25 protein-coding genes and 4 tRNA genes are annotated in these 23,740 nt (G+C 62.2%); 27 read left to right on the top strand and 2 right to left on the bottom strand.

All coding sequences use genetic code 11. The annotated features are described in order from the left end of the window. Positions 1 to 66: 66 nt before the first annotated feature. Together ABH939_RS17710 and ABH939_RS17705 are read left to right on the top strand one after the other, a co-directional pair. Positions 67 to 1,212 (top strand): glycosyltransferase family 1 protein, encoded by a 1,146-nt coding sequence (locus tag ABH939_RS17710; RefSeq protein WP_197523597.1) that lies wholly within the window; start codon positions 67 to 69, stop codon positions 1,210 to 1,212. A gap of 37 nt (positions 1,213 to 1,249) precedes the next feature. Further along, the gene (locus ABH939_RS17705) at positions 1,250 to 1,948 is read left to right on the top strand and encodes a demethylmenaquinone methyltransferase (RefSeq protein WP_003941879.1); all 699 of its coding nucleotides are present in this window, start codon (positions 1,250 to 1,252) and stop codon (positions 1,946 to 1,948) included. 55 nt (positions 1,949 to 2,003) lie between these two features. Here ABH939_RS17705 and ABH939_RS17700 read toward each other — a convergent pair whose 3' ends face one another. Beyond that, complete coding sequence (locus ABH939_RS17700; protein WP_404649942.1) at positions 2,004 to 3,266, bottom strand: geranylgeranyl reductase family protein; 1,263 nt, start codon at positions 3,264 to 3,266, stop codon at positions 2,004 to 2,006. 104 nt (positions 3,267 to 3,370) lie between these two features. On the opposite strand from ABH939_RS17700, the gene ABH939_RS17695 reads away from it, so the two are divergent. Both ABH939_RS17695 and htpX read left to right on the top strand, forming a co-directional pair. Next, positions 3,371 to 4,420 carry a polyprenyl synthetase family protein gene (locus ABH939_RS17695; protein WP_037129929.1) on the top strand — a complete coding sequence of 350 codons (1,050 nt, stop codon included), beginning with the start codon at positions 3,371 to 3,373 and terminating at the stop codon, positions 4,418 to 4,420. A 153-nt stretch (positions 4,421 to 4,573) separates the two neighbouring features. Next, positions 4,574 to 5,437: a zinc metalloprotease HtpX gene (htpX, locus tag ABH939_RS17690; protein WP_007728460.1), complete on the top strand. Its 864-nt coding sequence runs from the start codon at positions 4,574 to 4,576 to the stop codon at positions 5,435 to 5,437. A gap of 71 nt (positions 5,438 to 5,508) precedes the next feature. Here the strand turns inward: htpX and ABH939_RS17685 are convergent, their stop codons facing one another. After that, positions 5,509 to 6,000 (bottom strand): YajQ family cyclic di-GMP-binding protein, encoded by a 492-nt coding sequence (locus tag ABH939_RS17685; RefSeq protein WP_003941854.1) that lies wholly within the window; start codon positions 5,998 to 6,000, stop codon positions 5,509 to 5,511. Between the two features lie 224 nt (positions 6,001 to 6,224). On the opposite strand from ABH939_RS17685, the gene ABH939_RS17680 reads away from it, so the two are divergent. From ABH939_RS17680 to ABH939_RS17570, 23 genes are all read left to right on the top strand, one after another. Continuing rightward, positions 6,225 to 6,307, top strand: a tRNA-Tyr gene (locus ABH939_RS17680). Between the two features lie 331 nt (positions 6,308 to 6,638). Then, positions 6,639 to 6,711, top strand: a tRNA-Thr gene (locus tag ABH939_RS17675). Positions 6,712 to 6,756: 45 nt separating this feature from the next. Next, positions 6,757 to 6,829: transfer RNA gene (locus tag ABH939_RS17670), tRNA-Met, on the top strand. A gap of 61 nt (positions 6,830 to 6,890) precedes the next feature. Further along, the gene (gene rpmG, locus ABH939_RS17665; RefSeq protein WP_003941903.1) at positions 6,891 to 7,058 is read left to right on the top strand and encodes a 50S ribosomal protein L33; all 168 of its coding nucleotides are present in this window, start codon (positions 6,891 to 6,893) and stop codon (positions 7,056 to 7,058) included. An 86-nt stretch (positions 7,059 to 7,144) separates the two neighbouring features. Beyond that, the gene (hadA, locus tag ABH939_RS17660; protein ID WP_019744315.1) at positions 7,145 to 7,699 is read left to right on the top strand and encodes a (3R)-hydroxyacyl-ACP dehydratase subunit HadA; all 555 of its coding nucleotides are present in this window, start codon (positions 7,145 to 7,147) and stop codon (positions 7,697 to 7,699) included. Next, the gene (gene hadB / locus ABH939_RS17655; RefSeq protein ID WP_003941909.1) at positions 7,686 to 8,111 is read left to right on the top strand and encodes a (3R)-hydroxyacyl-ACP dehydratase subunit HadB; all 426 of its coding nucleotides are present in this window, start codon (positions 7,686 to 7,688) and stop codon (positions 8,109 to 8,111) included. Before hadA ends, hadB begins: the two co-directional genes overlap by 14 nt. A gap of 173 nt (positions 8,112 to 8,284) precedes the next feature. Next, positions 8,285 to 8,357: transfer RNA gene (locus tag ABH939_RS17650), tRNA-Trp, on the top strand. A 31-nt stretch (positions 8,358 to 8,388) separates the two neighbouring features. Next, on the top strand, positions 8,389 to 8,892 hold the full coding sequence (gene secE / locus ABH939_RS17645) for a preprotein translocase subunit SecE (RefSeq protein ID WP_404649898.1): 504 nt from the start codon (positions 8,389 to 8,391) through the stop codon (positions 8,890 to 8,892). An 84-nt stretch (positions 8,893 to 8,976) separates the two neighbouring features. Continuing rightward, positions 8,977 to 9,813 carry a transcription termination/antitermination protein NusG gene (nusG, locus tag ABH939_RS17640; protein ID WP_003942049.1) on the top strand — a complete coding sequence of 279 codons (837 nt, stop codon included), beginning with the start codon at positions 8,977 to 8,979 and terminating at the stop codon, positions 9,811 to 9,813. 66 nt (positions 9,814 to 9,879) lie between these two features. Further along, positions 9,880 to 10,314 (top strand): 50S ribosomal protein L11, encoded by a 435-nt coding sequence (rplK, locus tag ABH939_RS17635; RefSeq protein WP_003941896.1) that lies wholly within the window; start codon positions 9,880 to 9,882, stop codon positions 10,312 to 10,314. 109 nt (positions 10,315 to 10,423) lie between these two features. Continuing rightward, positions 10,424 to 11,143, top strand: a complete 720-nt coding sequence (gene rplA, locus ABH939_RS17630) for a 50S ribosomal protein L1 (RefSeq protein ID WP_003941982.1) — start codon at positions 10,424 to 10,426, stop codon at positions 11,141 to 11,143. 134 nt (positions 11,144 to 11,277) lie between these two features. Then, a complete protein-coding gene (locus ABH939_RS17625; RefSeq protein WP_063314754.1) occupies positions 11,278 to 11,970 on the top strand; it encodes a hypothetical protein in 693 nt (230 codons plus the stop codon). A gap of 419 nt (positions 11,971 to 12,389) precedes the next feature. Further along, positions 12,390 to 12,974, top strand: coding sequence for a 50S ribosomal protein L10 (rplJ, locus tag ABH939_RS17620; RefSeq protein WP_003942074.1), 585 nt, complete (start codon positions 12,390 to 12,392; stop codon positions 12,972 to 12,974). Positions 12,975 to 13,052: 78 nt separating this feature from the next. Further along, positions 13,053 to 13,439: a 50S ribosomal protein L7/L12 gene (gene rplL, locus ABH939_RS17615; protein ID WP_003941857.1), complete on the top strand. Its 387-nt coding sequence runs from the start codon at positions 13,053 to 13,055 to the stop codon at positions 13,437 to 13,439. 259 nt (positions 13,440 to 13,698) lie between these two features. Next, positions 13,699 to 14,820 (top strand): ABC transporter ATP-binding protein, encoded by a 1,122-nt coding sequence (locus tag ABH939_RS17610; RefSeq protein ID WP_024487305.1) that lies wholly within the window; start codon positions 13,699 to 13,701, stop codon positions 14,818 to 14,820. A gap of 9 nt (positions 14,821 to 14,829) precedes the next feature. Beyond that, on the top strand, positions 14,830 to 15,624 hold the full coding sequence (locus tag ABH939_RS17605; protein ID WP_003942038.1) for an ABC transporter permease: 795 nt from the start codon (positions 14,830 to 14,832) through the stop codon (positions 15,622 to 15,624). 5 nt (positions 15,625 to 15,629) lie between these two features. Then, positions 15,630 to 16,490, top strand: coding sequence for an ABC transporter permease (locus ABH939_RS17600; protein WP_003941894.1), 861 nt, complete (start codon positions 15,630 to 15,632; stop codon positions 16,488 to 16,490). Beyond that, positions 16,487 to 17,848, top strand: coding sequence for an MCE family protein (locus tag ABH939_RS17595; RefSeq protein WP_003942007.1), 1,362 nt, complete (start codon positions 16,487 to 16,489; stop codon positions 17,846 to 17,848). The genes ABH939_RS17600 and ABH939_RS17595 overlap by 4 nt, the downstream gene beginning before the upstream one ends. Beyond that, positions 17,845 to 18,924 (top strand): MCE family protein, encoded by a 1,080-nt coding sequence (locus tag ABH939_RS17590; protein WP_003941932.1) that lies wholly within the window; start codon positions 17,845 to 17,847, stop codon positions 18,922 to 18,924. The genes ABH939_RS17595 and ABH939_RS17590 overlap by 4 nt, the downstream gene beginning before the upstream one ends. Next, positions 18,921 to 19,916: an MCE family protein gene (locus ABH939_RS17585; protein WP_003942053.1), complete on the top strand. Its 996-nt coding sequence runs from the start codon at positions 18,921 to 18,923 to the stop codon at positions 19,914 to 19,916. The genes ABH939_RS17590 and ABH939_RS17585 overlap by 4 nt, the downstream gene beginning before the upstream one ends. Continuing rightward, positions 19,916 to 21,169, top strand: a complete 1,254-nt coding sequence (locus tag ABH939_RS17580; RefSeq protein WP_003941941.1) for an MCE family protein — start codon at positions 19,916 to 19,918, stop codon at positions 21,167 to 21,169. Before ABH939_RS17585 ends, ABH939_RS17580 begins: the two co-directional genes overlap by 1 nt. Further along, positions 21,166 to 22,443 carry an MCE family protein gene (locus ABH939_RS17575; RefSeq protein WP_003941859.1) on the top strand — a complete coding sequence of 426 codons (1,278 nt, stop codon included), beginning with the start codon at positions 21,166 to 21,168 and terminating at the stop codon, positions 22,441 to 22,443. The genes ABH939_RS17580 and ABH939_RS17575 overlap by 4 nt, the downstream gene beginning before the upstream one ends. Continuing rightward, positions 22,440 to 23,687, top strand: coding sequence for an MCE family protein (locus ABH939_RS17570; RefSeq protein WP_003942085.1), 1,248 nt, complete (start codon positions 22,440 to 22,442; stop codon positions 23,685 to 23,687). The genes ABH939_RS17575 and ABH939_RS17570 overlap by 4 nt, the downstream gene beginning before the upstream one ends. Positions 23,688 to 23,740: the final 53 nt, after the last annotated feature.

Here is a 23,740-nt window from a genome sequence, read left to right as displayed (position 1 = left end):
CGCGCTTCGCCCGAACTTCACACGAACATGACGTGGACTTTTCCTGGCCCTGTCACCGTTCTCGGTGTGAGAGTAGCCATCGTTGCGGAGTCATTCCTGCCCAACATGAACGGCGTCACCAACTCGGTACTACGCGTGCTCGAACACCTCGATCGCACTGGCCACGACGCCATGGTCATTGCGCCGGACACTGTCGGATCCGACACCTCTGCCGCCACCGAACACGAAGGCGTTCAGGTGGTTCGGGTGCCAGCCGTCATGGTGCCCAAAGTCAGTTCACTTCCCGTCGGCCTGCCGCAACCACGATTGACCACGGCCGTGCGGACCTTCGCGCCCGACGTCGTCCATCTGGCGTCACCGTTCCTGCTCGGCGCCGGAGGAGTGGCCGTCGCCAAACGCCTCGGAATCCCCACCGTCGCGGTCTACCAAACCGACGTCGCCGGATTTGCCGAAAGCTACGGTCTCGGCGTCACCAGTCGTGCCGCATGGGCGTGGACCCGTCGAATCCACAAGAGCTGCAACAGGACCCTCGCGCCCTCCACGTCGGCAGTCGACGCCCTCGAAGAGCACGGCATTCCGCGCGTGCACCGATGGGCCCGCGGCGTCGACGCACAACGATTCGCGCCTTCGCGTCGTAGCTCGGTGTTGCGGCAGTCCTGGATCGGCGACAGCGACCGGTTGGTGGTCGGCTTCGTCGGTCGCCTCGCGCCCGAAAAGCACGTCGAACGATTGGCGGCCCTGGCCGGCGATCCCAGTGTGCAGATCGTCGTCGTCGGAGACGGCCCGGACCGCGAGAACCTACGACGACTGATGCCGGACGCGATCTTCACCGGACAACTGGGCGGTACCGCGCTGGCCGACGCCTATGCGAGCCTGGACGTATTCGTTCACCCCGGCGAGCACGAGACCTTCTGCCAGGCGGTCCAGGAAGCCCTCGCGAGCGGTGTGCCTGTCGTCGGACCGGACGCCGGCGGACCACGTGACCTGATCTCGCATTGCCGCAACGGCTACCTCCTGCCGACGGACAGGTTCACCGAACTCCTGCCAAGCGCAGTCGACGCACTTCGTCAGCGTGATCTGCGGGTGCAGTTCGGCTCCGCGGCGAGGCGCTCGGTGCTGCACCGGACCTGGCCGGCAATCTGCGAAGAGTTGCTCCGTCACTACGAGGACGTGCAGGGCCTCGGGCGGCGAACGGGTGCCAGAGCAGCCTGAACGCCCTCGCTGCCCGAGGGTTGGTAGCGTTTCGGGTGTGGCCACTACACACGGAACCCGAGCAACTCTCGAGAAGCAACCGCACGAAGTCGCGTCGATGTTCGACGACGTCGCGGAGCGATACGACCTCACCAACACCGTGCTGTCCTTCGGCCAGGACAAGGGCTGGCGCAAGGCCACCCGCGAAGCCCTCGACCTCAAGCCGGGCGAGAAGGTACTCGACCTCGCCGCCGGAACCGGAGTCTCGACCGTCGAACTGGGGCGCTCCGGTGCCTGGTGCGTCGCCACCGACTTCTCCAAGGGAATGCTCAAGGCCGGAATCTCGCGCAAAGTTCCGATGGTCGCAGGTGACGCGATGTACCTGCCCTATGCCGACAACGTGTTCGACGCCGCGACGATTTCCTTCGGCCTGCGCAACGTCTCCGACTTCGAAGCCGGACTGCGTGAGATCGCCCGCGTCACCAAGCCGGGCGGACGTCTCGTCGTCAGCGAGTTCTCGACGCCCGTCTTCGGGCCCTTCCGCACGGTCTACATGGAGTACCTGATGAAGGCGCTCCCGCAGGTCGCACGCACCGTCAGCAGCAACCCCGACGCCTACGTGTACCTCGCCGAATCGATCCGCGCCTGGCCGACCCAGGAAGAGTTGGCCCGCAAGATCGAGGCTGCCGGCTGGAAGAACGTCAAGTGGCGCAACCTCACCGGCGGCATCGTGGCGCTGCATTACGCCACTGCCTGAACTGCTGTGCGCCTTTATCAACCCCCGGCGGTTATTAAAGGCGCACAGCACTTGCTCAACCGAACAGCGGTCGGGAGTCGATCTTTCTCGACGCGGCCCCCGACGCGCGCCAGGCCTTTGCCGTCAGATCGGCGTCGGCGTCGGTGACGAGGTTCCCCATCACCCGAACGGCGACCGTCATCAGTGCCCGTGAGCGCATCGCGATCGGACCCGACGCGGGCAGGAACTGCGGAACCGTCAGCAGGCCTGCGAGCCGGCGCGCGACCGAGAACGCCTGCCCGTAGTGCTCCCGAAGCACGGTCGGCCACAGCTCCGTCAGATCGTCGGCGCCGAGCTGTTCGACCACCAGACGTCCGCCTTCGAGGCCGTAGTCGATGCCCTCACCGTTGAGCGGGTTCACACACGCTGCGGCGTCGCCGATCACGGCCCAGTTGCGTCCGGCGATGTTGGAAACGGCTCCACCCATGGGTAGCAAAGCCGAAGCGACGGAATGTATTTCGCTGCTCCACTGCCACTCGCTTCGGCGCTGATCGGTGTAGAGGTCCAGCAAGGGTCGCAGGGCACCTGGTGCCGGGCGCCTGGACGTCGCCAGTGTCCCGACGCCGATGTTCACCTCGCCGGTACCGAGCGGGAAGATCCAGCCGTACCCCGCCTGCAACGTGCCCTCCGCGTCCCGCAGTTCCAGATGCGAGGTGATCCACGGGTCGGCGCTGCGCGGCGTCGCGACATACGCGCGTGCCGCGACGCCGTACGCAGTGTCCCGGTGCCACTGCCGTCCCAGCTTCTTGCCGAGCGTCGAGCGAACGCCGTCGGCGATGATCAGCGTCCGGCAACGAAGAGTGCTGCGTCCCGAGGGGCCGGCGAGTACGACGGCGGCTACTCGATCACCGTCGAGTTCGACGTCGACGGCCTTGGTGCCCTCGACCATGACCGCGCCCGATTCGACGGCGCACCGGCGAATGGCGTCGTCGAGTTCGGTCCGGGGGATCGCACTGCCGATCGGCGGGAACGACGTCCCCGGCCACTCGAGTTCGAGTTCTTGTCCGAAGCCGGACAACCGTAGTCCCTTGTTCGTCGTGTGTGACCGAACCCACTCGCCGAGGCCGAGGAGATCCAGTTCGGCCACGGCGCGCGGAGTGAGTCCATCACCACAAGTCTTGTCTCGCGGGAAGACGGCAGCGTCCACCAGCACGACGTCTCGGCCGCTGCGGGCGGCCCACGCCGCGGCCGAAGAACCCGCGGGACCTGCGCCGATGACCACAATGTCGGTTTCGTTCGGAAGCGAATCGACGACGGGGGACTGCTCTTCTACGGACACACTCACATCTTCCCAGGCTCGCGATCGCCACCGTGGCGAGGCCGTCCCGAGTGCGAACCGCTAGGTTCACTACCGTGGGAACCGAGCCGTCACTGACGACAGGAATGGGTACTGACATCGTGAGCACCGAAAAGACTGCTGCCGACGCAACCGCATCGAGCACCGTCGTTGCAGGCATCGACCTGGGCGACGAACAGCTCGCCGCAGTAGTGCGTGGTGGACTCTCCGATGTCGAAGAGTTGTTGGTCAGCGAGCTGTCCGACGGAGAAGACTTCCTCACCGAGGCTGCGCTGCATCTCGCGCGAGCTGGTGGAAAGCGCTTCCGTCCGTTGTTCACGATCCTGACCGCGCAACTCGGACCGGTGCCGAACGATCCGTCGATCATCACCGCAGCGACTGTCACCGAACTCGTTCACCTGGCGACGCTCTATCACGACGACGTCATGGACGAGGCGTCCATGCGGCGCGGAGCACCCAGCGCCAACGCCCGCTGGGGAAACAGTGTGGCGATCCTGGCCGGCGACTATCTGTTCGCGCACGCATCACGACTGGTGTCGACGCTCGGACCCGAGGCCGTTCGGATCATCGCCGAAACATTCGCCGAACTGGTCACCGGCCAGATGCGCGAGACGATCGGTGTCAAGAAGGAGCAGGATCCGGTCGAGCACTACCTCAAGGTCGTGTGGGAGAAGACCGGTTCGCTGATCGCTGCTTCGGGACGCTTCGGCGGCACCTTCTCCGGCGCCGACGCAGCTCACATCGAGCGCCTCGAGCGCCTGGGTGACGCCGTCGGCACTGCGTTCCAGATCTCCGACGACATCATCGACATCTCGTCCGTATCGGCGCAGTCCGGCAAGACGCCCGGCACCGACCTGCGCGAGGGTGTCCACACCCTGCCCGTCCTGTACGCGTTCCGCGAAGAAGGGGCCGACGCAGATCGCCTGCGGGAGCTTCTCGCGGGCCCGGTTACCGAAGATGCCCTGGTGGAAGAAGCTCTCGAACTGCTCGAGCGTTCGCCGGGCATGGTCAAGGCGAAGGCAAAGCTCGGCGAGTATGCCGTCGCGGCGAAAGCTCAGTTGGCTGAGCTCCCGCAGGGACCGGCCAACGAAGCGCTCGTGCGTCTCGTCGATTACACGATCGAACGAGTCGGCTGACACCTCGGCGAATCGGGGCTACCGGGTGGAAACCCCGACAGTCACTGGGTGGGAACCCTGATGACCCTGTCCTTCGTTGACTGAACAGAACCGGTGCATACACCGGGGAGTTCGGGTGAGCCTTCGGCTCCAGCGAGGCAAGAGGTGAGCGGTTTGCACGGCTACGCGAACGGTGCGAAGACATTCGGCTTGTTGGTGGGGATGTCGGCGCTGATCGTCTTCATCGGCTCGCTGTTCAACAGCCCGTTCCTTCTGTGGGGATCCGTTCTGTTTGCCGTCGGCATGAATGCCTACGTGTACTTCAACAGTGACAAGCTGGCGCTTCGATCGATGCGCGCCCAGCCCATCACCGAGGTCGAGGCACCGGCGATCTACCGGATCGTGCGCGAACTCGCCACGACGGCGCACCAACCGATGCCCAGGCTGTACGTCAGCCCCACGAACGCCCCGAACGCGTTTGCCACCGGTCGTAGCCCTCGGCACGCCGCGGTGTGCGTGACCAGCGGCATCATGCAGATCCTGAACGAACGCGAACTGCGTGCCGTGCTCGGGCACGAACTCTCCCACGTCTACAACCGGGACATTTTGATCTCGTCCGTGGCCGGCGCGATGGCCAGCGTCATCTCTGGCCTGGCCAACTTCGCGATGTACGCGAGCATCTTCGGCGGCCGAGGGAACGGGCAGGGAAGCAATCCGATCGCGCTGCTGCTCGTCTCCCTACTGGGACCGATCGCGGCAACCGTGGTCAAGCTGGCCGTCTCGCGCTCTCGCGAGTACCAGGCGGATCAATCGGGAGCCGAGCTCACCGGTGACCCGCTGGCGTTGGCGTCGGCGCTGCGCAAGCTCGAGTCGGGCGTGGCAGCCGCGCCGTTGCCGCCTGAGCCCAAGCTCGCGGCGCAGTCCCACCTGATGATCGCCAACCCCTTCAGGGCGGGGGACAAGGTCAGCAAGCTGTTCTCGACGCATCCGCCCATGGCGGACCGGATCGAGCGTTTGGAGAAGATGGCGGGGATGTAGGGGCCTTCGGCCCCTGTGAGCCTTTCTGGTCGTCGGAACTACCAAAAAGGCGCACAGGGGCGCAGCCCCTACTACCGGTAGTTCACGAACTGCAGGGCGATCCCGAAGTCCTCACCCTTGAGCAGGGAGATGACGCCCTGGAGGTCGTCGCGCTTCTTGCTGCTCACACGAAGTTCCTCACCCTGGATCTGCGCCTTGACGCCCTTGGGGCCCTCGTCGCGAATCTTCTTGGTGATCTTCTTCGCGTTCTCGCTGCTGATGCCCTGGACCAAGGTTCCGGACAGCTTGTAGATCTTTCCGGACTGCGCCGGCTCGCCGGCATCGAATGCCTTCAGCGAGATGTCGCGACGGATCAACTTCTCCTTGAACACGTCGAGGGCGGCCAGCAGTCGCTCCTCGGTGTCGGCGTTCAACGTGATCGTCTCTTCACCAGACCACTCGATCGACGCTCCCGTGTTTCGGAAGTCGAAACGCGTGGTCAACTCCTTGGCAGCCTGATGCAGGGCGTTGTCCACCTCTTGACGGTCAACCTTGCTCACCACGTCGAAGGACGAATCAGCCACTTCACACTCCCGCTTTCCGGTAGTTCACGAACATCGAGTTCCGCCCACCTTCCATACCGGTGGACACCTCGACGTTATCGGGTCGGCACCGCCCGTTACCACCCGGTTTGCAAAATGGGGGTGTGTTCGTTGTATTCTTCTCACCGCACCGAGGAAGCCGTTTTCGGCCGCCGCACGTCGCGATATACTTGCGAATGCGCCGGATCGAAGCCTGGTGCAAGCACGGCAGATTGCCCGAGCGGCCAATGGGAGCGGACTGTAAATCCGTCGGCTTATGCCTACGTAGGTTCGAATCCTACATCTGCCACACCAAGTCAGCCCCGATTCTCTTCGCGAGAGTCGGGGCTGACTTTTTTTGTGCGTGTACCGAGGTCGAGCGCGCGTTGGCGACGCAGGCGCCGGCTTCGGCTCAGGGGTGTCGGAGGCTCAGGGGCCTCGGGATGGGCCCCGGGGGATGGTTTCAGGGGGAGTGCGGGGTCAAGTTGGTTCCCGCAAAGCCCTCGCCAGCGGCCTCGATCGGTGCAACAATGGGCTCCGGCACCATTTTTGCCCCGATGACCAGCGGATTTGGTGCTGGCGCTCGTTCGTGTGTAATCTTTCGGAGGCTTCAAGAGAGCGGCAACGCGCTCCTGAGCCACGCCCCCTTAGCTCAGTCGGTAGAGCGTTTCCATGGTAAGGAAAAGGTCAACGGTTCGATTCCGTTAGGGGGCTCGCTGGATTGTGGTGCCGTGCTTTCCGCGCGACACTCGACACCGAGGCGGTGTAGCTCAGTTGGTAGAGCAAACGACTCATAATCGTTGCGTCGCCGGTTCAAGTCCGGTCACCGCTACACAATATGCATGATCCACCCTGATTGCTCGTAATCAGATACACCCGAAAGAAGGCATCCCGTGGCCTCCTCGACCGACGTTCGGCCCAAGATCACCTTGGCCTGCGAGGTATGCAAGCACCGCAACTACATCACCAAGAAGAATCGGCGCAACGACCCCGATCGCCTGGAGCTCAAGAAGTTCTGCCCCAACTGCGGAACCCACCAGTCGCATCGCGAGTCGAAGTAGTAAGTCCTTAACAGGACGACGATTTTCGCGGAAGACCCTCTCTGGGCCTGCGTCTTCGGGTCCTAGCTAGAAGAGAGTCTCACCGCGTGACAGATTTGCAAGAGAACCAGGCAGCGGCCGAGGTCCCTACGGACCCGGCCGCTCATGCCGTCCAGATGGTCGGTCACCACTATCGTGTCGAAGACTTCTACGAGGTCGGACGCGAGAAGGTACGCGAGTTCGCTCGCGCCGTCCAGGACGCCCATCCCGCGCACTACGACGAGTCGGCAGCCAAGGGCCTCGGATACGACGGCCTGATCGCTCCCATCACGTTCGTCGCCATCGTGGGTGCCATTGCTCAGCGACGTCTGTTCGAAGAGATCGTCACAGGCTACGACCTGAGTCAGATTCTTCAGACCGATCAGCGCTTGGTGCTGCACAAGCCCATGCAGGTCGGTGACCGACTCTTCTGCGACGTCTTCCTGGATTCGTTCAGGCAGGCCGCAGGTAGCGACATCATCGTGACCAAGAACATCATCACCGATCAGAACGACGAAGCCGTCGTTACCACGTGGACGACGCTTGTTGCTCGAACGGGTGGGGAAGTGGACGAGAACATCGCCCACGCAGTCAAGGACGTGATGATGCATGTCGCTTCGTAAATTTTCCGACGTGAGTGTCGGCGAACTTCTCCCCGAGAAGTCCGTCACCCTGACGCGTGGAAACCTCGCCAACTACGCGGGTGTTTCGGGAGATCCCAATCCGATTCACTTCAGTGACGAGGTCGCACGACTTGCCGGCTTGCCGGACGTCGTCGCGCACGGCATGCTCTCCATGGGCATCGGTGCCGGCTACGTCACCGAATGGCTGGGAGATCCGGGCGCAGTGACCGAGTACAACGTACGGTTCACGAGCCCGGTGATCGTGGCAGCCGACAAGGCTGCCGAGATCGAGTTCACCGCCAAGGTGAAGTCGATCGACGAAGAAAGCAAGACCGCAGTACTGGCAATTGTGGCCAAGTCCGAAGGTAAGAAGATCTTCGGTCGTGCCACTGCCACGGTCCGTCTAGCCTGATCGCAGGGCGGATTGTGTTTGTTCCGGGGCTTTGAAGTACACTGAGATTTCTGGGATTCCTCAGCGCTGCGCGCTGCCCTGAATGTTGCAAGACATTCACCTCGGGTAGCGCGTATGTTGTGTGATCGCAGAACGGTTGATTCAGGCAGGGTCTACCTGTCGAGGTCAACCAAAGGGGCGTAGCTCAACTGGCAGAGCAGCGGTCTCCAAAACCGCAGGTTGCAGGTTCAAGTCCTGTCGCCCCTGCCCCCGGATGCCAGCGACTGAGAGGAACGACGTGAGCGAGGAGCGCGCCAAGCGCGACGCCGACACTTCGGATGCGGAGACTTCACCGTCTGCCGATTCGACCGGTGTCGACGACACTGCAGCTGACGCGACTACGCGTTCCGATCTTTCGTTGGACAAGGACGGTGCCGAAAAGGCTCCCTCCGCATCCAGTGGGGTTTCCAACAAGCCGACCGGCAAGCGCGCTGCACGCGGCGCCTCGGTCAGCGCGTCCACCGTGAAGACTCCGGCCCGGATGGCATCCCGGACATCTTCGACCAAGCCGACTGCAACGAACCCCGGCAAGAAGCCCAAGGCGAAGAAGGACAACATCTTCAAGCGCCTGCGCAAATTCTTCCGCGAGGTCATCGCAGAACTCCGTAAGGTCATCTGGCCGAACCGCAAGCAGATGATCACCTACACCAGCGTCGTGCTGACGTTCGTGGTCTTCATGGTCGCTTTCATCAGCGGCGTCGATATCGCTGTGATCAAGGGTGTCACCTGGCTGTTCGGCTGATCGCCGTAGCAGTCGGGCGTCTTTGCCTGCGAGCGCGACAAGACCCGACCCGGGTCCGAGTAACGAGAGGAAGCGAGTGCCCCAGTGAGCACCCCCGAGAACGACACGAATGAGGCTTTGGCCGAAGAGCGTGTTTCTGCCGAGGCGGCAGCCGAAGTAGACGTCGTGGTTGCCGAAGGCACCGATGCAGACGTTGCCGAAGGCACTGATGCAGACGCTGCAGCGACCGAGGACGTCATCTCCGACGATGCCGAGAACTCCGACGAGGCCGCTCCCGCCGCCGAGCTCGAGGTCGAGGATCCCGTTGCCGAACTCAAGGCTGCGCTGCGCCGCGCCCCGGGTGACTGGTACGTCATCCACTCGTACGCCGGTTACGAGAACAAGGTCAAGACCAACCTCGAGACTCGCGTTCAGAACCTCGATGTCGGCGACTACATCTTCCAGGTGGAAGTTCCCACCGAAGAGGTCACCGAGATCAAGAACGGCCAGCGCAAGCAGGTCAACCGCAAGGTTCTGCCCGGATACATCCTCGTTCGCATGGAGCTCAACGACGAGTCGTGGGGCGCCGTGCGCAACACGCCTGGTGTCACCGGTTTTGTCGGTGCCACGTCGCGTCCCTCGCCGCTGACCCTCAACGAGGTCGTCAAGTTCCTGCTCCCGCAGCAGGAGCAGAAGAAGCAGCAGGCTGCAGCGGCCGCCGTCGCAGCAGGCGAGGCACCGTCCGAGTCCTTCGGCAAGCCCCTCATCGAGGTCGACTTCGAGGTCGGCGAGTCGGTCACCGTCATGGACGGCCCGTTCGCAACCCTTCCGGCCAGCATCAGCGAGGTCAACGGCGAGCAGCAGAAGCTCAAGGTTCTCGTGTCGATCTTCGGTCGTGAAACCCCGGTTGAGCTCAACTTCAACCAGGTCGCGAAGATCTGACCACCCCAAAACTTGCAATTTGTTCGACGCAAGACACACACCCAAGCTAGAAACTAGGAACTAGAGATGCCCCCAAAGAAGAAGAAGCTCGCCGGGCTCATCAAGCTGCAGATCCAGGCAGGTCAGGCTAACCCTGCACCTCCCGTGGGTCCCGCGCTCGGTCAGCACGGCGTGAACATCATGGAGTTCTGCAAGGCCTACAACGCGGCGACTGAGTCCCAGCGCGGCAACGTTGTGCCGGTCGAGATCTCGGTCTACGAAGACCGGACCTTCGATTTCAAGCTGAAGACCCCTCCCGCCGCCAAGCTGCTCCTCAAGGCAGCTGGCGTCGCCAAGGGCTCCGGCGAACCGCACAAGACCAAGGTTGCCTCGGTGACCATGGATCAGGTGCGCGAAATCGCGAAGACCAAGGCTGAAGACCTCAATGCCAATGACATCGAGCAGGCCGCGAAGATCATCGCCGGCACCGCTCGTTCCATGGGCATCACGGTCCAGGGCTGATAGTCCGCTCCACAGCATTACGTGGGAGGGCCGGCCAGGCCCCGACCACAACTGAACCATTCACCACTGCACAGGTAATTCGCTGCAGTGACAAGTAAGGACAGAACAAATGGCAAAGCGCAGCAAGGCGTACCTCGCCGCCGCTGAGAAGATCGACGCAGACAAGCTCTACAGCCCGCTTCAGGCTGCAAAGCTCGCCAAGGAGACGTCGTCCACCAAGATGGATGCAACCGTTGAGGTTGCAGTTCGTCTGGGCGTCGACCCCCGTAAGGCTGACCAGATGGTCCGCGGAACGGTCAACCTGCCCCACGGCACCGGTAAGACCGCTCGCGTCATCGTGTTCGCTGTTGGCGAGAAGGCAGCAGAAGCCGAGGCTGCAGGCGCTGACGTAGTCGGTGCAGAAGACCTGATCGAGCGCATCCAGGGTGGATGGGTCGATTTCGACGCCGCAATCGCGACTCCTGATCAGATGGCCAAGGTCGGCCGCATCGCCCGTGTCCTCGGACCGCGTGGCCTGATGCCGAACCCGAAGACGGGCACCGTCACGGCGGATGTCACCAAGGCTGTCAACGACATCAAGGGCGGAAAGATCAACTTCCGCGTCGACAAGCAGGCCAACCTGCACTTCGTCATCGGCAAGGCATCGTTCGACGATGAGAAGCTGGTGGAGAACTACGGCGCAGCCCTGGACGAGATCCTGCGTGCGAAGCCCTCGTCGGCCAAGGGTCGCTACGTGAAGAAGATCACGGTCTCGACCACCACCGGTCCGGGCATCCCGGTGGATCCGAACCGTACTCGCAACCTCCTCGAGGATGCTGCAGACGCGTAAGCAGTCCGCATACGAACAAGAAGGCCGGCAGGGATCACTCCCTGCCGGCCTTCTTGTCTGTGTCGGGAGGGCCTGCCTCTGCCGGTGGTATCGGTCCAACGGTGGTATCGATCCAACGGTGGCATCATCGGGGTATGCACGAAGCGTTCCAGTTCCTCGGAAACTTTTGGTGGCTGATCTTCGTTTTCGGCGGCACCATCGGTGGGGCGCTGAAGGGTGTCGCGGTTGCCAACGAAAGGCGGATCGAGCGCCGGCAAGAGCGCTTCCGGCTCAAGCAGCAGACCAAGGTCGCCATCGCGCAAGCCAACGCACAACATCACGCCGACGAAGAAACACAGCGCCGAGAGCTGGCCAAGGCAATCGAGCAGCACGATGCGGTCGACGCCCGATGGTTCGCGTACGAGCTCGATCCGGTCACACTGCTCGACACCCCGATGATGACGGACATGCGCGAGCCTTTGACCGCCGATTTTCATCGAGCCAAATATCGTGCCGATCTGCTTCGCCCAGGCAATCCGGAGACGATGATCGGCAACCAGCAGGCACAAACCGAGTACCGCGAGGCGGTGCACGCTTACTCGATCGCCTTCGAAATCGCGGAAGCTGAGGCGAAGCGCCGCCGACGGAGCGGATTCACCCTCGACGAACAAGAACGCCTGGTAAGGGCGCAACGTCTGCTGCGACTGGCCATGGACGAGGGCGCGACGCCACAGGAACGTCAGAGTGCGTACCGGAAGGCCCACAAGGAACTCGATGGATTGCTGGTGTTGCCGGACCGAGCTCGGGCAGCAATCGAACACAAGATCGCCAGGGCTATCGGTGCTTGAAGGAATCGGGTGCGTGACGAACCCGATTTGGTTGTGCAGCGAGCAGTCAGGTAGTCTTCGAGGCGGAGTTCAGTGCTGGATATGAACTTCACCCCAAAATCATGTTCTACCCAAGACCGTTGGTGATTGCACTCAGTGATGGGTGTGGTTGAAAGTCCGGGAGTGCCCGGCGGCCCACGTAGGTGAACGAGGTAGGGGGATAGCTTGATGTAGTGGTTCTACAGTTTGCCTGGTTATGCACTGCCTCGCTTTGCATCGTTACGCTGATTCGTAAGCCTCTTCTTCATGTTTCCTCTGTACGCCCCGTGCGCTTGCGCCGGGGCGTTTTGCATGTCGCGGACTGTGTCTTCTCGGGTTCACCCCGATGAGGTGCAGCGGTTCCTGAGTGGGACAACGACTGTCACGAGAGGAGGCGAAGTATGGCAAAGCCTGAGAAGGTTTCCGCAGTTGCGGAAATCACCGAGCAGTTCAAGGGTTCGACCGCCGCTGTGGTCACGGAATACCGTGGCCTTTCGGTTGGCAACATCACGACACTGCGACGCGCTCTCGGAGAAGGTGCCACCTACTCCGTCGCCAAGAACACCCTGGTCAAGCGTGCCGCCGCAGAGGCTGGCATCGAGGGCCTTGATGACCTGTTCGTTGGTCCGACCGCCATTGCATTCATCAAGGGCGAACCGGTCGACGCTGCGAAGGCTCTGAAGAACTTCGCTAAGGACAACAAGGCGCTCATCATCAAGGGCGGCTACATGGACGGCGCTGCGCTGTCCGTGGAAGAGGTCAACAAGATCGCGGATCTCGAATCCCGCGAAATCCTGTTGGCAAAGCTTGCCGGCGCGATGAAGGGCAACTTGGCAAAGGCCGCAGGCCTGTTCAATGCTCCCGCTTCGCAGATGGCCCGTCTGGCCGCTGCCCTGCAGGAGAAGAAGGCTGCAGAAGGCGGAGCCGCAGAGGCCCCCGCAGAGGCTGCCACCGAGGCTCCGGCCGAGGCCGAAGCCGAAAGCTGATCCGCACCCGCGCATCACTGCTATAACCCCGCCCGGTCGCGGATCAGCGACATGGGACTTACAGGAAGGACCGCCACAATGGCGAAGCTCAGCACCGAAGAGTTGTTGGACCAGTTCAAGGAGCTCACCCTCCTCGAGCTCTCGGAGTTCGTTAAGGCATTCGAGGAGACCTTCGAGGTCACCGCTGCTGCTCCCGTCGCCGTCGCCGCTGCAGGCGCACCGGCTGCCGGCGCAGAAGCTGCTGAAGAGCAGGACGAGTTCGACGTCGTCCTCGAGTCGGCTGGCGACAAGAAGATCCAGGTCATCAAGGTCGTCCGTGAGGTCGTTTCCGGCCTCGGCCTGAAGGAAGCCAAGGATCTCGTCGAGAGCGCTCCGAAGGCCATCCTCGAGAAGGTTGCCAAGGACGCCGCAGAGGCTGCCAAGGAAAAGCTCGAAGCTGCCGGCGCAAAGATCGTCATCAAGTAAGACGGTTTTCCCGCTGCTCTTCGCGAGTAGTAACGAAGAGGGCCACTCCCCACGGGGAGTGGCCCTCTTTTTTTGAACTTTTTTCGCGGGTGATATGCCGGAATTCATGCAGGTGGGAGGGGTGTCCGAACTAGGCTGTGATCTGAATTATGCTTCTTCCCTACTCGTTAGTAGTATTCGCAGTCACGGGTACCACTCCCATGCGATAGAGTGACCCAACCCACACGGGTGCATGCATGCAACGGACGTCGCGGAGGTAATGGTGGGAGTCGAGGTAGCGGTACAAGGACTGACAAAGTCTTTCGGGTCGCAGAGGATTTGGCAGGACGTGTCGTTGACACTTCCCGCGGGTGAGGTCAGCGCACTGCTCGGGCCTTCGGGTACCGGTAAGTCGGTGTTCCTGAAGTCCCTGATCGGACTGCTCCGCCCTGAACAAGGCTCCATCGTCATCGACGGCACGGACATCCTGCAGTGCTCCTCCAAGGAGCTCTACGAGATCCGCAAACTGTTCGGCGTTCTCTTCCAGGACGGCGCACTGTTCGGCTCGATGAACTTGTACGACAACATCGCCTTCCCGCTTCGTGAGCACACCAAGAAGTCGGAATCCGATATCCGCAAGATCGTGATGGAGAAGTTGGACCTCACGGGTCTGGTCGGCGCCGAGGACAAGCTTCCCGGTGAGATCTCCGGCGGTATGCGCAAGCGTGCCGGTCTGGCGCGTGCACTCGTTCTCGATCCCGAGATCATCCTCGTCGACGAGCCCGACTCTGGTCTGGATCCGGTGCGTACGACGTACATCAGCCAAACGCTGATCGACATCAACGCCCAGTCGGACGCGACGATTCTGATCGTCTCGCACAACATCAACCTCGCACGCACGGTGCCGGACAACATCGGCATGCTCTTCCGTCGTCAGTTGGTGATGTTCGGTCCTCGCGAGGTGCTGCTCACCTCGGACGAGCCCGTCGTCAAGCAGTTCCTCAACGGAACGATGATCGGTCCGATCGGTATGTCGGAGGAGAAGGACGAGGCTCAGATGGCGCACGAGCAGGCGCTCGTCGACGCCGGTCACCACGCCGGTGGTGTCGACGACGTCGAGGGCATCGTGCCGCAGATGAAGGCCACCCCCGGAAACCCGGAGCGTCAGGCTGTTCGTCGTCGCCAGGAGCGCGTCCGCCAGATCATGCACACCCTCCCAGCTAACGCTCAGGCGGCAATTCAGGACAGCCTTGACGAGGTTGACGGAACTGGGCAGTACGCTCCCCAGTACGCCGACGCGAGCGGCTATCAGGGGGAGTGGAACGACAACTCGCAAGACACGCAGGTCATTCCTGCATACGAGGGCGATCCCTACGGAAACACGACACACGGGCAAGGGTAGGCATATCGGATGGGGGTTACCCGCAACTCGGTTCTGAGTCCGGTCAACGGAGCATTAACTCAGGCCGGAAACATCGTCGAACTGTTTGTCGACGTCGTCAGGAATACGTTCCGGCGTCCATTTCAGTTCCGTGAGTTCATCGAGCAGGCCTGGTTCATCGCCAGCGTGACAATTTTGCCGACGGCATTGGTAGCCATTCCTTTCGGCGCCGTCGTCTCACTGCAGACCGGTTCGCTGATCAAGCAGTTGGGCGCAGAATCGTTCACCGGCGCTGCCAGCGTCCTGGCGGTGATCCAGCAGGGTAGCCCTCTGGTGACAGCATTGTTGGTCGCCGGTGCGGCCGGATCGGCCGTGACGGCCGACCTCGGTTCTCGAACCATTCGCGAAGAGATCGACGCGATGGAAGTCCTCGGAATCAATCCGATTCAGCGCCTGGTGGTTCCGCGTGTACTCGCGATGGTGCTGATCGCTGTTCTGCTCAACGGACTGGTGTCCGTCGTCGGTATCGCGGGTGGTTACTTCTTCAACGTGATCCTGCAGGGCGGTAACCCCGGTGCCTACATCTCGTCGTTCTCAGCTTTTGCGCAGCTACCGGACATTTGGAGCGGTGAGATCAAAGCCGCGGTGTTCGGTGTCATCGCTGGTGTGATCTCCGCGTACAAGGGACTCCACCCGTCCGGTGGCCCGAAGGGCGTCGGTGAGGCGGTGAACCAGGCCGTCGTCATCACGTTCCTGCTGTTGTTCTTCGCCAATCTGATTCTGACGATGGTGTACCTCCAGATCGTGCCGGCGAAGGGATCTTGACCTAAATGACCATCGCACGAGGCCGCGGCGATCAGTTCCTGCTGAAGAGTCGCAAAGTAGCCAGAATTCCAGTGAACGCGTTGGACCGCGCGGGCGAGCAGATGTCGTTCTACGCGCGCGCCATCGCATGGACCCCGCGCACCTTGCATCGGTACCGGAAGGAGACGCTTCGACTACTCGCCGAAGTGACCTTCGGTAGCGGTGCGCTCGCAGTGATCGGCGGAACCATCGGCGTCATCGCGATGATGTCCGGATTCACGGGTGTCGTCGTCGGCCTCCAGGGCTTCGCCGCTCTGGAGCAGTTGGGTAGCTCGGTCCTGACCGGCTTCCTCTCCGCATACGTCAACACCCGAGAGATCGCTCCGATCGTTGCGGCTCTTGCGCTCTCGGCCACGGTTGGTTGTGGCTTCACCGCCCAACTCGGTGCCATGCGAATCTCCGAAGAGATCGACGCGCTCGAGGTCATGGCAGTTCCGTCGGTGCCGTTCCTGGTCACGACGCGCATGATCGCCGGCTTCGTCGCCGTCATTCCGCTGTACATCGTGGGTCTACTCGCGGCGTACCTCGCCTCGAGAGTGATCAGCACGGTCTTCAACGGGCAGTCGACGGGTTCCTACGACCACTACTTCAACCTGTTCCTGCCACCGCAGGACGTGCTGTATTCGTTTGCGAAAGTCCTGGTATTCGCCTTCGTGCTGATCCTGATCCACTGCTACTACGGGTTCCATGCCTCAGGTGGTCCCGCAGGTGTCGGCGTGGCCGTCGGCCGCGCTGTTCGCGCCGCAATCGTGACGATCGCCGTTCTCGACTTCTTCCTCAGCCTCGCAATCTGGGGCACCACGACGACAGTGAGGGTGGCCGGATGATCGAGGCTCCGTCAGTCCTGCGCCGCCGTGTGCTCGGACTCGTGTTCTTCGTGGTGTTGGCATTGTTCCTGGCCTTCACCATCGGAACCTTCAACAAGACGTTCAAGGACGTCGTGAAGATCGACCTCGTGACCGACACAGTCGGAAATGCGTTGCCACCCAACGCGGACGTCAAGGTCCGTGGGCTGCTGGTCGGCGAGGTGCGATCCGCGTCGACGAAAGACGGCCAGGTCACCTCGGTCCTCGCGATCGAGCCGGACAAGGCTGATCTCATTCCGTCCAACGTCACGGCGCGTCTGCTCCCGAAGACGCTTTTCGGTGAGCGCTACGTCTCCCTGATCATTCCGGAGGGAACCACCGCGACCCCGATTTCCGCGGGAACGGTGATCCACCAGGACAAGAGCGGCAATGCTGTCGAGGTCGGCGACGTTCTGGACGGACTGCTCCCACTTCTGCAGGCGATTCCGCCGCAGGATCTGGCGAACACTCTCGGTTCTCTCGCGCAGGGTCTGACGGGACGCGGCGCCGAGCTCGGACTGACGGTCGATCGTCTCGAGGAGATCTTCCGCGGCGTCAATACCGAACTGCCCGCGGTGCAAGAGGATCTGCGCAAGTTCGCGGACTTCTCCCAGACGTACTCGGACGCTGCGCCCGATCTGATCAACGCTCTCGACAATCTGCGGACCACGGGTAACACGGTGGTGCAGAAGCAGGACCAGTTGCGGACACTGCTGGCGTCGCTCACCGTGACATCGTCTGACACCGCAGCCTTCCTCGAAGCGAACTCGTCCTCGATCATCACGCTCGCTGCGGATTCGAAGGAAGCTCTCCAGCTTCTGGCCCAGTACTCTCCGACCTTCGGGTGCACGTTCAAGGGCTTCTCGGACACCGCTCCGGAAGCTGCCAAGATCCTGTCCACCGACGCGCCCAATCCTGGTGTGCGTGCGAGTATTCAGATCGTGAACCCCAAGGGTCGCTACCTGCCCAACCAAGACGAGCCACGGCTCGTCGACAACCGCGGCCCGGTTTGCTACGACAACGTCACCGAGCCCGGTCGTCCGTTCCCGCAGTACCCCGGCGGTTCGTACGGTGACGGTTCCTACCAGGTTCCTTCCCGCAATCCAGGTCCCGCCACCATGGAATTCCTGCCTGCACCCGAGGGCTCCGGACCTCAGTTGTTCTCGACCAACAACAGCGGTCCGGCTCAGCAGGCCGGCTACGCGGGCTCGAAACTCGAAGAGGATACGTTGAAGGTGATCTACGGACAGGCCAACGGTGTTGCGCCGGACGATGTTCCGGCGTGGACCACGATGGTCAGCGCTCCGGCATTCGCAGGTGCGGAGGTGAGCGTCCAATGAGAGGACTCGCAGCTCCGCTGACAAAGCTCATCATCTTCGTTGTGGTGACGGTCCTGGCGACAGGACTGCTGGCAGCCAGTATCGCCAACCTCGGCGGCGGTGGCGGCACCAAGTTCAACGCCGTCTTCTCCGACGTCACCTCGTTGAACGAGGGCGACGAGGTTCGCATTGCCGGTGTTCGTGTCGGCCAGGTCGAGAAGATTGCCATCGTCAACGACAACCAGGCCGAGGTCCAGTTCTCGGTATCCGACCGTGATTGGTTGCCGGCCAGTTCCATCGCCACCATCCGGTTCCGCAACCTGGTGGGGCAGCGGTACATCTCGCTCTCGCAAGGTGAAGGCAGCCAAGGCAAGAAGATCACCGGCGGCGATACCCTGCCGCTGTCTCAGACGCGCCCGGCAGTCAACCTCACGACACTCTTCAACGGCTTCAAGCCGCTGTTCACCACCCTGAGCGCGGACGACGTCAACAAGCTGTCGTACCAGATCATCCAGGTCTTCCAAGGCGAATCGGGCACCATCAGTGAGCTCGTGCGCAACACCGCGAGCCTGACCAACACCGTCGCGGACAAGGACGCGGTCATCGGCGCGGTGATCAAGAACCTCAACGACGTTCTCGACACCGTCAACGCGAACGACAAGAACCTTGATTCACTGATCGTCAACACCCAGCAACTCGTCACCGGGTTGGCCAACGAGCGTGGGGTGGTCGGTTCGGCCGTCACCTCACTCGCAGGTCTGACCGACGCGACGGCAGACTTGCTCGAGCCGACGCGGCCGTCGATTCAGGGCTCGATCACGGCGCTCAACACACTGGCGACCACACTCAATCGTCGGAGTGACGACGTCAACGCGGTGCTCGAGACCTTGCCGGTCAAGCTCGAGAAGCTCGCACGCGTAGCGAGCTACGGTTCCTGGTTCCAGTTCTATCTGTGCGGAATCGACATCGTTGCCGGTCCAGGACAGTCTGCGTCGCTGAATCTGCCCACCGGCCTGCCGACGGTCAATCAGCCGATTTACACCAACGCGGCCACGCGATGCACTCAAGACGGTATGAGGGAGTTGCAAGGTCGATGAGTAAACGTCGCAGTCCGGCAATGGCCGGAGCCATCGGTATCTTCGTGGTGCTGCTGGCCACTTTGTCCGCGTTCTTCCTCGATTCGCTTCCGTTCGTGGGAGCAGGCTCGTCCTACTCCGCCGAGTTCTCCGAAGCCGCGGGTCTCAAGCCTGGTAACGAGGTTCGTATCGCCGGCGTGAAGGTCGGCAAGGTCACTTCCGTCGATCTCGACGGTGACCGTGTTCTCGTCGACTTCAAGGTCAGTGACGCGTGGGTGGGAGATCAAACCTCTGCGTCCATTCAGATCAAGACCATTCTGGGACAGAAGTACCTCGCACTAGATCCGCGCGGAACCGACAACCTCGATCCCAAGGATCGGATTCCGCTCGAGCGCACCACCTCTCCGTACGACGTCGTTCAGGCCTTCTCGGCAGCGGCGGACACCGTCGGCGACATCGACACCGACCAGTTGGCGAAGAGCATGGAGACGTTGTCCCAGGCATTCTCCGAGACACCTGGCGATGTCCGCGCTTCGCTCGACGGCGTCAGTCGGCTGTCGCAGACGATCGCGAGCCGCGATCAGGACTTGCAGAAGCTCTTCGCCGCCACCGGGAAGACGTCGCAGATTCTTGCTGACCGCAACAAGGAATTCACCCAGCTGATCCGTGACGGCGGACTTTTGGTGCAGGAACTCAACAATCGCCAGCAAGCGATTTCGCAGCTGCTCACCGGAACTCAGCGCGTCTCTCAGCAGCTCACCGGTCTCGTTCGTGACAACGAGGCGGCAATCGGGCCGGCGCTGACGCAGCTCAACGGCGTCATCGACATCTTGAAGGCCAACAACGAGAACTTGGACAAGGCACTGAAGCTCTACGAACCCTTCATTCGCTTGTACGCCAACGTGGTCGGCAACGGCCGTTGGTTCGACCAGGTCGTCGTGAACCTCCTTCCGCCGGGTCTACCGGACATTCCGGGCTACCGTGACCCCGTTCGTACGTTGGGAGGCAACTGATGGCTGATACTGCCGAAGCCGGAAGCGGCTCCAAGAAGCGCTCGGTCGCGATCATCGCCGCTGTTCTGATCGGGTTACTCGTAATCGGTGGCGCGCTGTGGTGGGTGTTCACTCGCGCCGGAACCACCAAGATCACCGCCTACTTCGACAAGTCGGTGGGTATCTACGACGGCTCCGACGTTCGTGTTCTCGGTGTCAAGGTCGGCACCGTCGAATCCGTCGAACCCCAGGGAGATCAGGTCAAGGTCGAGCTGCGTGTCGATCGTGGGATCGACATTCCCGCGGGTGCCAGTGCCGCTCAGATCACGCCGTCGGTGGTTGCCGACCGCTACATCCAGCTGACACCGGTCTTCACCGGCGGCGACAAGATGGCCAGCGGTGCAGTAATTCCGATCGAGAAGACGGCGACGCCTGTCGAGGTCGACCAGTTGTACTCCAGCATCGACGAACTCGCGTCGGCTCTCGGTCCTGAAGGTGCCAACAAGAACGGAGCACTGTCCGATTTCGTCGAGACAGGTGCGGCCAACCTCGAGGGCAACGGTGAAGCGTTGGGAGACAGCATCACCAACCTCTCGGATGCCGCACGGACGCTCAACGATTCGCGTGACAACATCTCGCTCACCATCAAGAACCTGGATACTTTTGTGGGCGCTCTCGCGGCCAACGATCAGCAGGTGCGCCAGTTCAACACGCAGTTGTCGGACCTGACCGGATTCCTGGCAGGTGAGCGCGACGATCTCGGTGCCGCTCTGAACCAGCTCTCGATTGCGCTCGGCGACGTCGCGAAGTTCGTGGCCGACAACCGCGATCAACTGGTCCAGACAACCGAAGGTCTCGTCGAACCGACACAGACATTGGCGAACAACAAGGAAGCCCTGGCCAACACGCTCACCATGCTTCCGTTGGCGATCTCCAACCTGGTCAACTCGTACGACGCCGAATCAGGTGTGCTGGCTTCACGTCTGGCGTTCCCTGATCTTCAGAACCCGGCCGGAGTTCTCTGCAAGTTGATGGACCTCGGCAAACTGTTGCCCGGTGATCCGCGGTTCGAGGCGTTGGGACGGCAGATGCAACCGGCCATCGACCAGTGCGCAAACGTCGCAGCGATGACCGACGCAGCCAATCAGGCTGCAGGCCTGAACCTTCCCTTCGGCATCCTTGCCGGTTCCGAACGACAGATGCAGGTAGTTCCGGGCACTGTGCCCGGCGTCGTGTCACCGCGACTGACCAGTGGAAACGGGGAGGGCGAGTGAAGCGTTCGTTGATAGTCGGCGCCGGATTGTGCGCCGTCCTGATCTCGGCAACCGCCTGCTCGTCCGAGGGGATCTACGCTGTCCCGCTTCCCGGCGGTCCTGATGTGGGTTCCGATCCGATGCACTTGACCATTCAGTTCGACGACGTGCTCGACTTGGTTCCGCAGTCCGCTGTGAAGGTCGACGGCGTTCCCGTCGGTCGCGTCGACGACGTGTCGGTCGGACCGGACGGATGGACCGCGGATGTCGGCATCATCCTCGACTCGTCGGTTGATCTGCCCGCCAACGCAATTGCCGCGGTCGAGCAGACCAACCTGCTCGGCGAGAAGTTCATCCAGCTGTCGGCCCCGCCGTCCGGACCGGACTCTGCGAAGCTGGCCGACGGTGACCTCATTCCGCTGGATCGCACTCGCCACGCCACGGAGATCGAGCAGGTTCTCGGCGCATTGTCGCTGCTGCTCAACGGCGGCGGTGTGGGCCAGTTGCAGCCTATCGTCGAAGAACTCGGTGCCGCGTTCGACGGTCGCGAAGGCAAGACGAGAAGTCTTCTGGAGCAGGCGAACACACTCATCGGTGGACTCAACGAGCAGCGTGACGACATCACACGCGCGCTCGACGGCCTGGATGTGCTCTCGACTCGCGTCAACGATCAGAACGAGAAGATCGGGAAGATTCTCGAGGAACTCCCCGTTGCGACACAGGTTCTCAACGAGCAGCGTCCGCAGCTGACGCAGATGCTCGCTCAGGTGGATCGACTCGGAACAGTGGGAACCGACGTCCTCACACAGTCCAAGGACGATCTGATCGCTGATCTTCAGGCTCTGCGTCCGACGCTGCAGGCGCTCGCAGACTCCGGTGACGACTTCGTGGGGGCACTTCCGTTCCTTCCGACGTTCCCGTTCCCGGACGGTGTCGAGAAGATTGCACAGGGTGGTTCCGTCAACCTCTTCCTGAGTGTCGACCTGCAGATCGGCAATACACTCTCGGGTCTCGGTGTCGGGCAGGGAGAACCGGAATACCGCCAGCCCAAGTTCGGCAATCCCAAGCCGGTGGTCGACCCCTCCAACCCGTACTACAACGGCAACGGGCCGCGACCGGGGTGGCCGACAGTGTCACTGCTGCCGATCGCTCCGATCCTGCCGCAGGTTCCCGTTGTCGCCGGCCTTCCCGCCACAACAGCGGGTGACCCGGCAACGCCGGCGCCCGCGGCGAACCCACTCAACCCCATCCAGGGAATGCTGGAACAGTTCGGAATCGGCGGTGATGGACAGTGAGATCAGCTCTGGTCAGATGGCAGCTCGTCGGCTTTGTCGTGGTTGCGCTCCTGGGTCTCATCTACGTCGGCGCCAAGTACGTGCGCCTGGACAACCTCATGGGGTTCGGTCAGTACACGGTCAAGACCGAATTGGCCACGTCCGGTGGAATTTTCACCAACGCCGAGGTGACGTATCGCGGCGTGCCGGTCGGGCGAGTGGGCGACATGTCGTTGACCGAGGACGGAATTCAGGTCGACCTGAAGATCGACAACAGTGCTCCGGAGATTCCCGCGTCGGCCCGTGCCGTCGTGGCCAACCGCTCCGCCATCGGTGAGCAGTACGTCGACCTTCAGCCCGATACCGACCAGGGACCGTTTCTCGAGGACGGCTCGGTGATCGCGGTGGGGGACACCACAACTCCGATCCCGATCGAGGATGTGCTGACCAGTGCCAACGGCTTGGTCAAGTCCGTGCCCGTCGACGCGCTCCACACCGTCGCCGTCGAACTCGGTGCAGCGTTCAACGGCAAGGGCGAGGACATTCAGGTCCTGGCCGATTCGCTGTCCGGCCTCTCGCAGTCCGGGCTCGACACTCTGCCTCAGACGCTCGCGCTGATTCGGAACAGTGAGACGGTATTGACGACGCAGTCGGATCAATCCTCCGCGATCAAGCAGTTCAGTACCGATCTCGATGCTGTCACAGCGCAGTTGCGGACCAGTGATCCAGATATCCGTCGCTTGATCGACAACGGCATCCCGGCCAGCGATCAGATCGGTGCTCTCATCAACGAGGCGGGCCCGAGCCTGACGACTGACCTGACCAATCTTGCCGCGACCACCAAGACGCTTGCGCCGCGAACGATCGCGCTGCAGCCGTTCCTGATCTTCCTTCCCGGTCTGGCCGCTGCCGCACCGACGGTTGCTCCCGGCGACGGAACGGTCCATCAGGGCTTGGTGCTGGAGACCAACAATCCGCTCTCGTGCACGGTGGGTTACGAAGGCACCATGGCGATCCTGGACGAGATGAAGCGTCAGAATCCCAATTTCGACGACACCCAGCAGGACTTCCCGCTCAACACCGCCGCGTCGTGTGAGACGCCGCTGGGCAGCGAGACGGGCGTCCGCAGTGCCAACCGCGTGGTGTACGCCGATCCCGACACGATCCAGCCTTGGGACTTCAAGCCGAAGGTCGATCCGGACAAGTTGAACCTCAACCCGATCGCGACGCAGTTGGCGCCGTTGCTCGGAGTGACACCGAAGTAGACCGATCCGAATGTGGTCGAGTTTGTGCAGTTCAGGCTACTGAGTTGTGGCAG

The sequence above is a fragment of the Rhodococcus sp. 27YEA6 genome (assembly GCF_044908235.1).
GTDB classification, from domain to species: domain Bacteria; phylum Actinomycetota; class Actinomycetes; order Mycobacteriales; family Mycobacteriaceae; genus Rhodococcus_F; species Rhodococcus_F qingshengii.
Note: the sequence above shows the minus strand (reverse complement) of the source record. Positions and strands in the feature narration are given on the sequence as shown.